The organism is Thiosulfatimonas sediminis (assembly GCF_011398355.1).
Lineage (GTDB): Bacteria > Pseudomonadota > Gammaproteobacteria > Thiomicrospirales > Thiomicrospiraceae > Thiomicrorhabdus > Thiomicrorhabdus sediminis_A.
In genome coordinates this window covers 477,767-492,672 of sequence record NZ_AP021889.1, presented here as the reverse complement: position 1 = coordinate 492,672, position 14,906 = coordinate 477,767, and the positions used below count along the sequence as shown (strand labels likewise).

Annotated in this window: 14 protein-coding genes; 5 read left to right on the top strand and 9 right to left on the bottom strand. The window is 48.7% G+C overall.

The features are described 5' to 3' along the window. The 3 genes from malQ to glgC all read right to left on the bottom strand — a co-directional run bounded on the left by malQ (position 1) and on the right by glgC (position 4,556). Positions 1-1,464: a 4-alpha-glucanotransferase gene (gene malQ / locus HRR27_RS02250; RefSeq protein WP_243830867.1), complete on the bottom strand. Its 1,464-nt coding sequence runs from the start codon at positions 1,462-1,464 to the stop codon at positions 1-3. Between the two features lie 70 nt (positions 1,465-1,534). After that, positions 1,535-3,265 carry a glycoside hydrolase family 57 protein gene (locus HRR27_RS02245; protein ID WP_197905423.1) on the bottom strand — a complete coding sequence of 577 codons (1,731 nt, stop codon included), beginning with the start codon at positions 3,263-3,265 and terminating at the stop codon, positions 1,535-1,537. A 22-nt stretch (positions 3,266-3,287) separates the two neighbouring features. After that, positions 3,288-4,556: a glucose-1-phosphate adenylyltransferase gene (glgC, locus tag HRR27_RS02240; protein WP_173270289.1), complete on the bottom strand. Its 1,269-nt coding sequence runs from the start codon at positions 4,554-4,556 to the stop codon at positions 3,288-3,290. 777 nt (positions 4,557-5,333) lie between these two features. Here glgC and HRR27_RS02235 point away from each other — a divergent pair. Together HRR27_RS02235 and HRR27_RS02230 are read left to right on the top strand one after the other, a co-directional pair. Further along, a complete protein-coding gene (locus HRR27_RS02235) occupies positions 5,334-6,278 on the top strand; it encodes a KpsF/GutQ family sugar-phosphate isomerase (protein ID WP_173270285.1) in 945 nt (314 codons plus the stop codon). A gap of 12 nt (positions 6,279-6,290) precedes the next feature. Next, positions 6,291-7,565: a 3-deoxy-D-manno-octulosonic acid transferase gene (locus tag HRR27_RS02230; RefSeq protein WP_173270282.1), complete on the top strand. Its 1,275-nt coding sequence runs from the start codon at positions 6,291-6,293 to the stop codon at positions 7,563-7,565. Between the two features lie 75 nt (positions 7,566-7,640). On the opposite strand, the gene HRR27_RS02225 is transcribed toward HRR27_RS02230, so the two are convergent. The 6 genes from HRR27_RS02225 to dapF all read right to left on the bottom strand — a co-directional run bounded on the left by HRR27_RS02225 (position 7,641) and on the right by dapF (position 12,250). Next, positions 7,641-8,309, bottom strand: a complete 669-nt coding sequence (locus HRR27_RS02225; RefSeq protein ID WP_173270279.1) for a hypothetical protein — start codon at positions 8,307-8,309, stop codon at positions 7,641-7,643. A gap of 131 nt (positions 8,310-8,440) precedes the next feature. Further along, positions 8,441-9,022: a YqhA family protein gene (locus HRR27_RS02220; protein WP_243830866.1), complete on the bottom strand. Its 582-nt coding sequence runs from the start codon at positions 9,020-9,022 to the stop codon at positions 8,441-8,443. A 27-nt stretch (positions 9,023-9,049) separates the two neighbouring features. After that, a complete protein-coding gene (gene hslV / locus HRR27_RS02215) occupies positions 9,050-9,589 on the bottom strand; it encodes an ATP-dependent protease subunit HslV (protein WP_173270276.1) in 540 nt (179 codons plus the stop codon). A 93-nt stretch (positions 9,590-9,682) separates the two neighbouring features. Continuing rightward, complete coding sequence (xerC, locus tag HRR27_RS02210; RefSeq protein ID WP_173270272.1) at positions 9,683-10,612, bottom strand: tyrosine recombinase XerC; 930 nt, start codon at positions 10,610-10,612, stop codon at positions 9,683-9,685. Between the two features lie 2 nt (positions 10,613-10,614). Then, positions 10,615-11,418 (bottom strand): DUF484 family protein, encoded by an 804-nt coding sequence (locus tag HRR27_RS02205; RefSeq protein WP_173270269.1) that lies wholly within the window; start codon positions 11,416-11,418, stop codon positions 10,615-10,617. Next, on the bottom strand, positions 11,411-12,250 hold the full coding sequence (gene dapF / locus HRR27_RS02200) for a diaminopimelate epimerase (RefSeq protein ID WP_173270266.1): 840 nt from the start codon (positions 12,248-12,250) through the stop codon (positions 11,411-11,413). Before dapF ends, HRR27_RS02205 begins: the two co-directional genes overlap by 8 nt. Before the next feature lie 167 nt (positions 12,251-12,417). Here dapF and hslU point away from each other — a divergent pair, with 167 nt between their 5' ends. Genes hslU through ubiE form a run of 3 tightly spaced genes read left to right on the top strand, consistent with a single transcriptional unit; the run spans position 12,418 to position 14,905 of the window. Continuing rightward, positions 12,418-13,737: an ATP-dependent protease ATPase subunit HslU gene (hslU, locus tag HRR27_RS02195; RefSeq protein ID WP_173270264.1), complete on the top strand. Its 1,320-nt coding sequence runs from the start codon at positions 12,418-12,420 to the stop codon at positions 13,735-13,737. Positions 13,738-13,745: 8 nt separating this feature from the next. Continuing rightward, complete coding sequence (locus HRR27_RS02190) at positions 13,746-14,129, top strand: gamma-butyrobetaine hydroxylase family protein (protein WP_173270262.1); 384 nt, start codon at positions 13,746-13,748, stop codon at positions 14,127-14,129. Between the two features lie 23 nt (positions 14,130-14,152). Then, positions 14,153-14,905: a bifunctional demethylmenaquinone methyltransferase/2-methoxy-6-polyprenyl-1,4-benzoquinol methylase UbiE gene (gene ubiE, locus HRR27_RS02185; protein WP_173270259.1), complete on the top strand. Its 753-nt coding sequence runs from the start codon at positions 14,153-14,155 to the stop codon at positions 14,903-14,905. Position 14,906 lies beyond the last annotated feature (1 nt).

The window sequence follows — 14,906 nt, the reverse complement described above, 5'->3', positions numbered from 1 at the left end:
TTAAAATGGGCTGTTTTGGGTCTCTGTATTCGGGATTCTATCGGCCAATGCCAATAGCTGTTTAAGCTGCTCTGCCAGCGGTTGTGGCAATTGTGACCATTCGAATTGCCAACGCCAATTGCCTTGCGCGACCCCTGGAACGTTCATCCGATGTTCAGAATCAAGCATCAACAAATCTTGCATCGGCACAATCACTCGCTGCGCGACCGACTGCAAAGCAGCAACAATTAATGGCCACGGCATCGCTTCTGGCAAACCAATCTGCGCCAATTCGCCAGCGGCGTTATTACTCAACTGCTGCCAAATCCAATCTTTGCTGGCATCATCTAAAGTACTAAACCAACCAACCGAAGTGTCGTTGTCATGCGTGCCAGTATAGACCACAGAATTGAGCACTTGCGCATCCAAGGCGTGCGGATTGTCTGGCAAACCATTAAAGCCAAATTGCAGAACGGACATTCCCGGTAACGAAAACGCTTCTTTTAAGGCGACCACTTCCGGAGTAATTAGACCTAAGTCTTCTGCAATCAGCGGTAAATCGGGAAACGCTTGCTGTAGCTTGGTCAATAAGGCATGGCCGGGCACTTCTTGCCAAGTGCCATTAACGGCGGTTTCCTCGGCAGCGGCAATTTGCCAACACGCTTGTAAACCGCGAAAATGATCAATGCGGAGTAAATCAAACTGTTGCAAAGCGTGTTCGATACGCGCTTGCCACCAAGTAAACTCTTGCTGCTGCATTTTTTGCCAATCGTAATGCGGATTCCCCCAACGCTGTCCGGTTTCCGAAAAATAGTCGGGCGGCACACCGGCAACCACCTCCGGCAAAAGATTTTCATCTAATAAGAACAGTTCGGTGTTCGACCACACATCAGCGCTGTCTAAAGCAACAAAAATCGGCATATCGCCGAACAGCTGAATCCCTTTGCGATTTGCATCGTGCTTGAGTTTTTGCCATAAAAAATCCAACACACACTGCTGCTGTTTTCGCTGTTCAATTGCGGCGTGATGGGTGACTGAAAATTCCGCTAAGGCGGCCGGCTCACGAAACTTTAACGGCTGTGGCCAATCTAACCAACTTTTGCCGTGCAACGTCTCACGGATCACCACAAACAACGCATAATCTTCTAACCAATGCGGAGCGCGCTGTAAAAAGGCTTGGTAGCGTGACGGAGTAAAATGTGTCTGCCAATCGTCCGGCAAAAACATCGGATTTAAGGCAAAAGCCGACATGGCCGAATAGGGCGATAAATCGGAATGCGTATGATTCAGCGGCAACGTTTGCCAAATGCTTAAACCGGCGCTTTCCAGCCAGTCTAAAAATCGCCAAGCATTTTGGTCTAAACAGCCTAAGTTGCCCGTTGGGTTCGGTAACGAGGTGATATGTAACAACACCCCAGCCTGTCTTGGCGGTGGCAGGGCATCAAGCTGGGTGCTAGGTGGTTGCCTGTGCATATCCGATTTCATCGCGGGCCCTCTAGAGTAATACCGGAAGTTAAATCACTGCCGGCCCTGCCGACAACGACAAGAGTGAACATTAATTACGACGCATGGTTCCGGAATTTTCCATATCTCCCCCGCCAAATGAGATTGGCACATCCAAATTTTTCGGCGCCTCTAAAGCGAGCAGCTGATAGAGTTTGCGTAAATGCGAACGATATAGACGATCAAAATCGCGCACACTGTCCGACGGATTATAGCCACCAAACCACCAGAACCAATCCGACCCTTCACAAATCCCAAGCTGTTCAGTGGCTTGTTTCTGCTGAATCGCCGTCAGTTGACCAGAGCGTACTTGCTTATCAAACGCTTGCTTGGCTTCGACCAACAAATCCCATCCTTTGTTTTTATCCGGGTCACCCATCCACGTCGAAAAAGAGCCATAAACCCAACTTCCGGCCTGAATATAAGAAAGTTCCCGCGGCTGAACTCCGTCGCTCAACACTTCGGCGAACGTCGATAATTCAACGCGCGGATGGTCACTCAATTTGGCATAAAGTTCCAATAAGAAATGATAGGCATTATCCGGATAATATTCCCAAGCGTTCTCACCGTCCAAAATCACACTGACCACATTTTTTTCGCCCTCTTTACAGACGAAGTTCGCAATATTGGTCAAGTGGTGGGCAAAATCATTTGCGGCATCTTCAGCACGCCAATCTTTGTATTGAAAGCCAATCAAATCAGACAAACCATCATCACGGAAAAACAGCGAGCACTGATTTTCTGGGCGTTTCATTGGACGATATAAGGCTTTTTTGCTGTTCAAATCATGCTCGTCAATGTGCGATTTTTCGCACGAATGTCGCCAGACCCCTTCACCCGATGCACACCACGCAATGTTGTATTCATCCAGTAAATCAATCGCCGCATCGCTAATCGCCCCTTCGGATAACCACACCCCTTTTGGTTTGCCACCAAAATAGCGTTTATACACATCCAGCCCTTTTTTCATATGCCAATGGGCGCGCTCACTCCCACCGGGATACTGAGCATAACTGGGTAAGGGTGCGTGCGGCATGGCTTCATGCAAACTATTAAAATCCAACAGCAATGGCACTATCGGATGCCCGTAAGGCGTCATAGAAATCTCAATTTGACCACGGTCTTGCAACGCTTTATAACGTGGAATAATGCCCGCCACCGCTTCCGCCACAATCTGCATTAACAACTTACGATCCGCCGCATCGTATCCAGACTTCTTAGCCATTAAACGCTGAATGCGCTCATCATCTTGGCGCAGACTGATGCCCATCCATGCAAGGTGATACCACACCAGCAAATCGACAAAAAACTGATCGGTTAAATAACTCATTAGAGTGTGATTGGGTTCATTCAACAACTTACTGTCATTCAATAAATCGACCATTTCACGAAACGCGGGGAAGATATTGATGATGGTCGGCGCATTCGCTTTTTGACAAGCTTCTGCAATTTTGACGCGCTCGTCAATGTCCTGCGGAATCGCTTCAGCGCCAGACACCCAATTAAGCAACGGGTCTTTCATCGCCGTACCATCTTGCAACCACTGATGAACCTGTGCTTGATACTCATCGAGTTGTTCTAGCAGCACCGGGGCGAAATTCACCACTGCTTTGGCGTTTGGTTGCTTTTCCAAATGCCAAACCATATCGGTGTAATCTTTCAGCGCGTGCAAGTATACCCACGGCAGTTGATACACGCCGTCTTCCCCATCGCGATAATGCGGTTGATGCATATGCCAACACAGGACAACTTTTAACTTATTTTCGGATTCCGGTTGTTGCATGCAATCACCTCTTTAGAATACTCTAGCGAACAACGTGTAAACGCTGCCCAAACATATCCGGTGTCACCAGGACAATCCCGGACTCCGGTTCAAGATAAAAACGCTCGGCATCCGCCACTGGGTCTTCGCCAATAATCGTCCCTGGCGGGATAATCGTCCCCTTATCAATCACCGCATTTTGAATACGACAATTGCGCCCAACTTCAACGCGCGGTAAAAGCACGGAATCTTTAATCAGACTATAGCTGTGGATATGGCAACCGGTGGAAATCACCGAACGCTTAATGCGTGCGCCCGAAATAATGCAGCCGCCCGAGACCATAGAGTCAATCGCTTCACCGCGACGACCTTCGTCATCAAACACAAATTTTGCTGGTGGATATTGCGCTTGATAGGTCCAAATCGGCCAATCACGGTCATATAAATTCAATTCGGGCTCGACCGTACACAGATCCAAATTCGCCTTCCAGAAAGACTCCACTGTGCCCACATCGCGCCAGTACAATGGCTCCTCATTATGGTCAACAAACGGATAAGCGCGTACATATTGATCATCAATCACCGACGGGATAATGTCTTTACCAAAATCACGGCTGGAATTTGGGTTATCGCTGTCTTCAATCAGCTTTTGGTACAAAAATTCGGTTGAGAAAATATAGATACCCATCGACGCCAATGCCATATCCGGCTTCCCAGGCATCGGCTCTGGATTGGAGGGTTTTTCACTAAATTTTGTGATTCGCAAATTCTCATCAATCGACATAACGCCAAAACCTTTGGCTTCTTCGCGCGGCACCTCAATACACCCAATGGTGACATCCGCCCCGGAATTGGCGTGTTCCATCAGCATTTTGCTGTAATCCATTGAGTAAATATGATCACCGCCCAACACCAAAACATACTCCGGCGAGTGACGACGCATAATGTCTAAGTTCTGATAAAGTGCATCGGCCGTGCCTTTATACCAGTCCTTATCTATGCGCTGCTGTGCCGGTAAAATTTCAACAAACTCACCGATTTCATAGCGCATAAAACTCCAAGCACGCTGAATATGCCGAATCAACGAGTGAGATTTATACTGAGTTAAAACACCAATTTTATGAATACCGGAGTTAACACAATTAGAGAGCACGAAATCCACAATTCGATATTTGCCACCAAACGGCACAGCCGGCTTAGCGCGCCAACGTGTTAGTTCTTTTAAACGACTGCCTTCACCGCCCGCCAGCACGAGCGCTAACGTTTTACGCGTTAGGGCAGAACTGCTTTTGGTTTCTGTGTAATATTTCATTCAATGCATCCTCTGGAGTTGATTGCGCAATGTGTAAACCATGCAGCAATCGGACTAAATTTATCTATGAGCTTTGTTAATAGCTTCTTCCATTGCGCTTCAAAAATGGGCTTTGCACCAAAATAGAAAAAACCTAATGTATTGCAACCTAAAAAAACAGAATTTACTTAAAACTCAAAAACTTAAGCGTTAAAAATCCAGCTAACAAGGTGATATTATTATTTTTTTGCCGATCTTTGCGCGTAATTCTGGGGCGAACAACGCCTGCTTATCGCGCATTTAGTTCACTATCGCAAAAAACAAACCAAAATCATTATTCGTGCTTTTCACAGGTAAAGTTTTTAAGGTTTTGTGAAACTAAGGTCTGTTTAAACTGAGGAGAAAGACAGAGGGCGAGATTTCAGAACAAATCTCCATGGCTTGATCAGTATCCATAGCCAAGACCATGTAATACTCAACCGACCTACAAATCCATTAATCGGTCTACTTGAAGTCCATCGGGAATGATTCTGCACATCCTTGGCTTAACCAGAAGCTCCCAAAACGCATTAATCATAACAAAATACGTAATTTACGAGACTCAATTTATCATTAAAAGCACCCGTAGTGTTCGTAAAATTGATAATACGCAAATTTCCGTGCGCCAATTTAGAAAAATTTGCACTTCTTTGGCCATTCCAGCCAAACAACAGGCTCAAGAACACACCAACAAGACTGCGATTAAGCCAAAAATCACGTTATAATTCTCAACCAAAATTAATGGATCTATTCAATCGTATGAGCAACCCAAACCCCTACTATCTTCAAGCCGCCAAGCGGGTTTTTCAAATCGAAGCCGAAGCCATCGCCAATCTCAGCAACCAACTGGATGACGATTTCAGCTATGCTGTTGATGCGATCTTGCAAACCAAAGGACGGGTCGTCATTTGTGGTATGGGCAAATCCGGTTTAATCGGCAAAAAAATCATGGCGACCTTCGCCAGTACCGGAACGCCTTGTTTCTTTATGCATCCCGGCGAAGCCTTTCACGGCGACTTGGGGATGGTGGCACCGGACGATGTGTTTTTAGCCCTGTCCAATTCTGGCGAAACTGAAGAAGTCATTCGCCTGCTCCCCTTTTTGAAAGATAACGGCAATATTTTGATTTCAATGACTGGCCGTGCACACTCCACCCTAGCAACCAATGCCGACTTCCACTTAAACATTGATGTTCCACAGGAAGCTTGTCCGCACCAACTTGCACCAACCTCGTCGACTACCGCAACCTTAGCGATGGGCGACGCGCTCGCCGTGGCATTGATGGAAGCGCGCAATTTCCAACCGCATCAATTCGCCCGTTTTCATCCGGGCGGCAGTCTGGGGCGTAAACTACTGACGCGCGTTAAACATGAAATGAGCAAAAACGTACCAATGGTGCAACGCGACGCCCCGATGAAAGAGGTGATCCACACCATCAGCATGGGACGTTTGGGGCTCTGCGTGGTGGAAAACGGTGTCGGCATCATCACCGACGGCGACTTGCGTCGCCACATGGAGCAAGATGCCGCCGGATTAATGAGTAAAACCGCCGAACAAATCATGAGCCCGGCACCGAAAACCATCTCTGCCGAAGCGCGCCTGAGCGAGGCCGAAGAGTTGATGAACGAATTAAAAATTACCGCCCTGATCGTGGTCGATCAACAGCAAGTGGTCGGCGTTATTCAAATTTACGATTTAAAGTAAGCCGCCAAGCGAATGCGCGGATTTCTCTATCAAACACTGATTCATCTGGCTCTGCCGGCAGTTGCACTGCTCAGCTGGCGTAAATGCCGTCAAGCGAAACGACAAAATACGCACCTGCCGGACTGCTTTGCCGAAAAGTTCGGTCAAATACACAGCCAACAGCGCAACGGCATCTTAATCCACGCCGTGTCGCTCGGGGAAACCCGCTCAATCCAACCTTTGTTGAGCGCCTTACAACAACGCTATCCGCACTTACCGATTACCCTAACCAACGGTTCGGTGCGCGGCGCCAAACAACTGGCCGGCACCCTGCCGAAGAATATCGAGCATCACTTTCTACCGCTCGACTACCCGTTCGCCGTCAATGCCTTTTTAGCCAAACTGCAACCCAAACTCATCTTCGTGGTCGAAACCGAAATCTGGCCGAATCTCATCCGATCCGCCGCACAACATAAAATTCCGATGGTGATGGTCAACGCTCGTCTTAAAGCCAGTTCGATGCACGCCTACCGCAAATTCGGTGGCGCTTGGTTAACGGACTGCCTTGATTCGCTGGCATGGATCGGCTGCCAGTTTCCAAGCGATGCGGCGCATTTTCAACAACTCGGGGTGAACCCAAACACACTGAAACTGCACGGCAACCTGAAATTCGATTTAGCCATTCCGCCGCAACTGCCCAAGCAAGCGCAGCAGTGGCGCAGTGCCAATCCCGACAGCCGAGGGAAATTTATCTGGGTCGCGGCCAGCACCCATGAAAACGAAGAAACCTTGATGCTGCAAGCGCACTCACACTTAGCGCCGGATAGCCTGTTGATTTTAGTGCCGCGCCAAGCCGACCGTTTTGCCGAAGTCGAACGGCTGCTGCAACAGCAAAAAATAGCCTATGTGACCCGCTCCAGCGGCAAACCGATTCAGCCCGCAACCCAAGTCTATCTGGCCGATAGCGTTGGGGAAATGCTGCTGTGGTTTACCCTTGCCGATGTCGCGTTTGTCGGCGGCAGTTTAGTGCCTTTCGGCGGCCACAATATTCTCGAGCCGGCGGCGTTGAAAACCGCCGTAATTTCCGGCAAATGGCACCATAATTTACAAGCCTTATACGATGCCATGCGCGCCGAAAATGGCGTGGTGATTGTCGATTGCGCCGAACAACTCGCCAAACATCTGAACGTCTTTGCGAGTCATCCGAACCGACTCGCCGAGCAAGCCGAACGCGGTTATGCGGCTTTTCAAAAACACAGCGGCGCACTGCAACGCTTGTTGGATGACCTTGCCGCGCTGCTCGACTGATTCTCTGAGTCTAAAAGAAAAAAGCCGCAGCGATTCACTCGCAGCGGCTTTCTTGCAGATTGGCTTAAACGCCGATTATTTCGCGTTTATCGCGTGGTATTTTTCCATCAATTTCACTGGCTTGACTTTGTTATTGCCCTTATTGAGCACATAAACCACCGTCTCGCCGTTAATGCCGCCGCCGATTTCCGTGTACATAAACACCGCTTCGCCCAACTGACGCACGCCATCCATATCGGCTTTATTATCAAACACATAGATACGACCGTGACGTTTTATTTCACCGTAAAACTCACCGGCAACGTCGGCTTTGCCGTCCATCAACATCACCGCCGGCGTTTTTTCGCCTTTCTTCTTATCGTCTTTGGTCAGACCGAAAACCATGGTTTCGCCTTTTGGCCCGGCACCGATACGCGTCAGTTGAAACGGCGTTTCGCCGACGGCTAAAAAGGACTGGTATTCGGCGAAATCATAAAAACTGTAAATGCGACCGTCGTGATGGACTTCAAACAATTGCGCCACCTTAGGTTTGGCCGCGTCCGTCAGCGGAGCTTTGCTGTCTGGATCAAACACCGCAGGTTGCAAATTCACATTGACCACCGCTTTTTTGCTATCAGGATCATAAACTTCTAACGACTGACAGCCTGCCAGTAATGCCGCGGCCATCGCCGAACCTAAAACCGCTTTAGAAAAACGCATAAACACCTCTTGAACGTGATGTGAAGCAAACAAAAATTTGCTCATGAAAATATGCGTTGATGATAAGAGTCGCTTGTAACAGCTTAATAACAAAATGATGACACTTTTTTTAAACCGATAAAAAAGCCCGCTGGGAAAATCCAAAGCGGGCCGACCTCATTAATGAAGAATTTAATTTAGTGTTTGTAGGCTTTATGCGACAGGAACAGCGCCAAAGCGACCAGCATAATCGCCAAGGCGTAGTACAGAAGCTCCAGCGGGCCGGTCGGCTTGAGGAAGATCGCCTGCTCGAAAAACATCACCACCAAGATCATCAAAATCACTTTGGCGAGTTTGTCTTTTAAGTCATCCAAGGAGTTGATAATCAGAATCTTGCTGGTGTTATTTCCCTTAGCCAAGTCGATTTTAGAGATAAACAACTCATACAAACCCAATGAGAAAATCAACATAATCGCACCCAATAAAAACCCATCCACCGAAGACACTGCGTGTGCCACCGTTAAGGCTTTTAAATCGGCACGCCCAGCATCGTCCAACTGATGATAATGCGCCAAATGGGAGATGGTATAAAACACATCAATCATGGTAATGTAAAAAATCGCGAACGCGGTTAACAAACTAGCAACCACCGCGACCATCACCACAAAGCGACTGTTCCACAAGGCGTACTCCACCGACTTTTCAACCCTACCTTGCTTAACCGGCACACAGACCATATTGGTGTGATCGGCGGCTTCATGCTCTTCAATCTGCGCCATTTACCTCTCCTCTATTACCTTACTCGACTACTCGGCTCGCAGGCTCTCAATGGTTAAATTGTGATTGGTGTAGATGCATAAATCGCCGGCAATCGTCAACGACTTCTCCACCACCTCGCGCGCACTCAAATCGGTATTGCCCATTAAAGCGGCCGCTGCGGCATAGGCATAATTCCCGCCGGAACCAATCGCAATAAAATTCTCTTGCGGCTCGATGACATCGCCGGTACCGGAAATCAGCAACATATTCTCTTGGTCAGCGACCAACATCATCGCCTCCAATTTTCGTAACGCGCGGTCGGTGCGCCAATCTTTCGCCATCTCTACCGCGGCACGCATCAGTTGGCCGTTATGCGTCTGCAAACGCGCCTCGAAACGCTCAAACAGAGTAAACGCATCAGCGGTGGCGCCGGCAAAGCCCGCCAGCACTTTGCCATTGTATAAACGGCGTACCTTGCGCGCATTGCCTTTCATCACCACGTGACCTAAGGTAACCTGACCGTCACCACCGATGACCATTTCACCGGCGCGTTTCGCGCATAAAATTGTGGTTCCTCTGAAAGACATCGGCTCTCCCTTTAATCTATGTAATCGAATCATTGTTTTTAAATGCGCCTATTCTATAAGAATTTAGTGCTTTCCACGAACCTAGACGATGAATTATTCATGGCGGCGCTTTTTGGCGCGCGGATGGGCAGCATCATAAACCTTAGCGAGATGCTGCATGTCGAGCTTAGTATAGATTTGCGTGGTCGATAAATTTTCGTGACCGAGCATCTCTTGCACCGCGCGCAAATCGCCGCTGGATTCCAAAACATGGGTCGCGCAAGCATGACGCAAACGGTGTGGCGACATCTTAGTCGGCATACCGGCTTCGAGTGCGCGTTTATCCAAACGCATTTGCACCGAACGCACACTTAAACGCCCACCAAATCGATTCACAAACACCGCTTGTTCAGCTTGCGCGGCGTGTGCTGCTCGGATTTGCAACCAGCGATTCAGCGCCTGCAACGCCTGACTACCTACCGGCGCCAAACGCTCTTTCGCGCCCTTACCCAACACCTGAACCCAGCCAGCTTGCAGACTGTCCAAACCGGGCGACAAATCCAATTGCGTACATTCGCTCACCCGCAGACCGGCTGAATAAAGCAGTTCAAAAATCGCTTGGTCACGCACCTCTTGCCACGTGTGTTGCGGCTGCTCCAACAACTGCGCAGTGAGATCAACATCAATACTTTTCGGCAAAGGTTTCGGCCGCTTTGGGGCTTTTAAGCCAACCGTAGGGTTTAATGCCAGCAGATTGCGTTGCACTAAAAACCCAAAAAAACTGCGCAAACTGGACAGTTTGCGCGCAATGCTCGCCGCACTCAACCCCTCTTCAAAACGCTGGCTCAGATAGGTTTGCAAGCACTGCGCATCTACCCTTGACCAGTCGATGAGTAAGTCCGTTGAAGGAGCCGCAGAATAGGTCAAAACAAAAGCCGCAAAGTCGTTCAGGTCAGCCAAATAATTTTTAATGGTGTGTGCCGAAGCATTTTTAGCCTGCAACCCATCGAGGTATTGTTGCAGCTGCGCGTCAAGCACCGACATCTTTAATCGGCCTTACTGACAGCGCGCGAAATCGGAATGATCTTGTCGCCGGGTAAGGTTTCGGCGGGGCTGGTTTTTGGTGTTGTCGCCTCGGCAGTCTGCTGCAGTGTCGATACTGGCTGATAATCGTCTTCAAACAAGTCAATTAATTTCGCGGTAACAATCTGCGAAATAAGCCTTAAAAAGAAGTGTCCAAAATCGTTCTCATACCCCAAATCATAACGCCCCAGGGCTAAGACACCCCAGACGCGTGTTTCCCCTAAAGGCAGCAAACAAGTGGAAGAAACTTGGCCATTGTCGGCAAATAAGCCTTCGCGCCACTCTTTTTCCAAAGCCCCACAATACGGAGTTTTCGGCTGCAATAAACCGTTCAACAGTTCGCTCCAACGGCTCGACATTCCCAACTGTTGAATACCCGCCACTGAACGCTTAGGCATTTCAAACGAAAATATTTTGACACAATCAACGACAAACAACGTTTGCAGCTGCTGCTCGATTTGCTGTAACGCCTGAGTTTCGTTCTGTGTCGCCAGTAAACTCAAAGTAAACTGCATCACTTTTTCAAACAACGAATTATTTTCGCCAGCAATGTTCAGCAAACTCATGAACTCGCTTTTGAGACTGTCTCGCTGCTGGCGAAACTGCTGTAACTGCCGTTCCACCAACGACACTGCATTCTCACCTTGAGGATGCGGCAAGACAAGACGCTCCAAAAGCTGCGGATATTCCGCAAAAAAAGTCGGATTTTGCGTTAAAAATTCCACAACCTCTTGGGCTTTAGCCGGCGGCAAAATGGATTCAGTCATCCGCTATCGTCCCCGTGAAAACCATCTCTGCCGGGCCGGTCATCCACACCACCGAATCCGGCCCACCATCCCATTGCACCTGTAAATCGCCACCAGGCAAAGAGAGCCGCACATCATCGCCAACTAATTGCCAAGCACGCAACACCACCATCGCCGCACAAGCGCCAGTGCCGCACGCCAAGGTCTCTGTCGCACCGCGCTCATAAACGCGTAACTTGACTGTCGCCGAGTCGATGACTTGCGCAAAACCGACATTCACCCTTTGCGGAAACAGCGGATGCGATTCAAGAGCCTTACCCAACAAAGCGACTGGCGCGGTGTCAATATCGTCCACCAGCAGCACTGCGTGCGGATTTCCCATCGACACCGCGCCAATCTCAAGCGATTCATCGGCTACTTGTATGTGATATTTTGCCTGCTGTTGTGCAAATTCAAACGGCAAACTTGCCGGCGCAAAATTCGGTTTGCCCATATTAACGCGCACCCAATGATTATCTTGCACATACAGAACGATAATCCCAGACGCAGTTTCCACGGTAATGTCGTGCTTGTCGGTTAAGCCTTGCTCTACCACAAAACGCGCAAAACAGCGCGCGCCGTTGCCGCACTGCTGCACTTCCGAACCATCGGCATTAAAAATGCGATAACGGAAATCCACACCCACTTGCTGGGCGCGCTCTACCACCAAGAGTTGGTCAAAGCCGATACCAAAATGGCGATCCGCCCAAGCTTGGACTTTGCTCGGGGTAAATTCAACTTGCTGATTAATGGCATCAATCACCATAAAATCATTACCAAGGCCGTGCATTTTGCTAAATTTAAGGGTTTTCATGCGTCGCGATTCAATTTAACGAGTTAATTTTGCTGAATTTAGCAGACTCCGCGCCATCGCGCAAACCAACTTAGCCTGAAAGCCCCTTTGATAAGTCTTATAATGCCCCCATTAGTCAGCACAGAATCACTCATTAACAAAAATAAGATTGCAAGGATGTACCCAAGATGATGACGCCTAAAGAGATTGTTAACAGCCTAAATGCCCACATTGTTGGACAAGCAGATGCCAAACGTGCCGTGGCGATTGCGCTGCGTAATCGCTGGCGTCGTAGTCAGTTAGCGGACGATTTAAAGCCGGAAGTCACGCCGAAAAACATCTTAATGATTGGCCCAACAGGGGTGGGTAAAACCGAAATCGCCCGTCGTTTAGCCAAGCTGACCAATGCGCCCTTTTTAAAAATCGAGGCCACTAAGTTCACTGAAGTCGGCTATGTTGGTCGTGATGTCGATTCAATAATCCGTGACCTTGCAGAAAACGCCGTCAAAATGCAACGTGAACTGGCAATGCAAGATGTGCAACGCCAAGCCGAAGACCGCGCTGAAGAACGCATCCTAGACATTCTGCTTCCCCCTGCGCGCGGCCGCGAAGAAGAAAGTTATAACAACATGGCCGACACACGCCAAAAGTTTCGCAAACGTCTGCGCGAAGGGGATTTAGATCATAAAGAAATTGAGCTAGAACTCAGCGCGGCACCAGCACAAGTTGAAATCATGGGTGCGCCGGGCATGGAAGAGATGACCCAACAGCTACAGGGTCTGTTTGAAGGCTTCGGTAAAGGCAAAAAAGAGAAACGTAAACTGCCGATTAAACAAGCATTAAAAGCGCTGGTTGAGGAAGAAGCCGCGAATCTGGTGAATGAAGAACAGATTAAAGCGCAAGCACTGGAAAACATCGAAAACAACGGCATCGTTTTTATTGATGAAATTGATAAGGTCGCTAAAAATCATGACAACAGCAGTGGCGGCGTGTCGCGCGAAGGCGTGCAACGCGATTTGTTACCGCTAATCGAAGGCTGCACGGTATCCACTAAATACGGCATGATTAAAACCGACCACATCCTGTTTATCGCCTCCGGTGCTTTCCATTTAGCCAAACCGTCAGACTTGATTCCAGAACTGCAAGGCCGTTTACCGATTCGCGTTGAGATGAAGTCTCTGAGCGTTGAAGATTTTGTGCGTATTTTAACGGAACCCAAAGCGGCCTTAACCCTGCAAGCGAGCGCACTTTTAGCCACAGAAGGGGTCGATTTAGTCTTTAAAGAAGACGGTATTCGTCGTTTAGCGGAAATCGCGTTTCAAGTGAACGAAAACACCGAAAACATCGGTGCGCGTCGTCTACACACGGTTTTAGAACGCTTATTGGAAGACATCTCTTTTGAAGCCTCTGATATGCGCGGCGCCCACGTTGAAATCACCAGCGCATTTGTTGAACAGCGCTTGGGTGAATTAGCGGTCGACCAAGACCTATCACAATACATATTGTAGGAGCTGTTGTGCCATATCCGACTGAACTCAAACTGCATCAAAAATCGCGCAAACTGGAAGTCAGCTTCGATAACGGCGAAACGTTTGAGATGAGCTGCGAATATCTGCGCGTCTATTCGCAGTCCGCCGAAGTCACCGGCCATGGACCAGGGCAAGAGACGCTGCAACTGAATAAACAGCACGTTAATATCGACGCCATTACCCCAGTGGGCAACTACGCGGTCAAGCTGCATTTTGATGACGGCCACGACACAGGGCTTTATACTTGGGAACGGTTATACGATTTGGGTAAAAATCAGCCCAAATACTGGATGGACTATTTACGCAAATTACTGCGTGGTGGCCATAGCCATCCCGAATTAGACGCACTCAAAGCGCAGCAAACCCATTGAACGTGACGGCAAACGAGGACACTATGAGCAATAACAAATCCACTATCGACTTTGGTTTTAGCGAAGTTCCGCTTGAAGAAAAAGTAAAGCGCGTTAAAGGCGTTTTCGATTCCGTTGCTGGCAACTACGACATTATGAACGATGTCATGTCGCTCGGCATCCATCGCGTATGGAAACGCCAAACCATTGATTTAAGCGGTGTTCGTCCCGGCTATAAAGTGTTGGATTTGGCTGGCGGGACCGGCGACCTAACCAAAGCCTTTGCCAAACGGGTCGGCAAAACCGGACAGGTTATTTTAGCCGATATCAACGAAAGCATGGTACGCGTCGGGCGTGATCGCCTGATTAACCAAGGCATTAGTGGCAATGTCGATTACACCATCACCAATGCCGAAGCGCTGGCCTTTCCGGATAATAGTTTTGATGTCGCAACCATCGCCTTTGGATTACGCAATGTCACCAACAAAGACCAAGCGTTAGCCGAACTATACCGTGTGCTGAAACCAGGCGGTCAGCTGTTAATTTTGGAATTTTCCAAAGTAACCAATCCGGCAATGGCCAAGTTATACGATTTCTACTCATTTAACATCCTGCCTAAAATGGGTAAAGTGATTGCCGATGACGAAGCCAGTTACCAATACCTCGCCGAGTCCATTCGAATGCACCCCGACCAAGAAACCCTAAAACAGATGATGTTGCAGGCCGGTTTTGACAAAGCGGAATACCTTAATATGTCACAAGGCATCGTCGCCCTACATCGTGGCTGGAAATATTAAT

What these genes read in the sequence shown, in the direction of transcription:
- malQ (WP_243830867.1), bottom strand. Translation starts at nt 1,464, where the DNA reads ATGAAATCGGATATGCACAGGCAACCACCTAGCACCCAGCTTGATGCC.
- HRR27_RS02245 (WP_197905423.1), bottom strand. Translation starts at nt 3,265, where the DNA reads ATGCAACAACCGGAATCCGAAAATAAGTTAAAAGTTGTCCTGTGTTGG.
- glgC (WP_173270289.1), bottom strand. Translation starts at nt 4,556, where the DNA reads ATGAAATATTACACAGAAACCAAAAGCAGTTCTGCCCTAACGCGTAAA.
- HRR27_RS02235 (WP_173270285.1), top strand. Translation starts at nt 5,334, where the DNA reads ATGAGCAACCCAAACCCCTACTATCTTCAAGCCGCCAAGCGGGTTTTT.
- HRR27_RS02230 (WP_173270282.1), top strand. Translation starts at nt 6,291, where the DNA reads ATGCGCGGATTTCTCTATCAAACACTGATTCATCTGGCTCTGCCGGCA.
- HRR27_RS02225 (WP_173270279.1), bottom strand. Translation starts at nt 8,309, where the DNA reads ATGAGCAAATTTTTGTTTGCTTCACATCACGTTCAAGAGGTGTTTATG.
- HRR27_RS02220 (WP_243830866.1), bottom strand. Translation starts at nt 9,022, where the DNA reads ATGGCGCAGATTGAAGAGCATGAAGCCGCCGATCACACCAATATGGTC.
- hslV (WP_173270276.1), bottom strand. Translation starts at nt 9,589, where the DNA reads ATGTCTTTCAGAGGAACCACAATTTTATGCGCGAAACGCGCCGGTGAA.
- xerC (WP_173270272.1), bottom strand. Translation starts at nt 10,612, where the DNA reads ATGTCGGTGCTTGACGCGCAGCTGCAACAATACCTCGATGGGTTGCAG.
- HRR27_RS02205 (WP_173270269.1), bottom strand. Translation starts at nt 11,418, where the DNA reads ATGACTGAATCCATTTTGCCGCCGGCTAAAGCCCAAGAGGTTGTGGAA.
- dapF (WP_173270266.1), bottom strand. Translation starts at nt 12,250, where the DNA reads ATGAAAACCCTTAAATTTAGCAAAATGCACGGCCTTGGTAATGATTTT.
- hslU (WP_173270264.1), top strand. Translation starts at nt 12,418, where the DNA reads ATGATGACGCCTAAAGAGATTGTTAACAGCCTAAATGCCCACATTGTT.
- ubiE (WP_173270259.1), top strand. Translation starts at nt 14,153, where the DNA reads ATGAGCAATAACAAATCCACTATCGACTTTGGTTTTAGCGAAGTTCCG.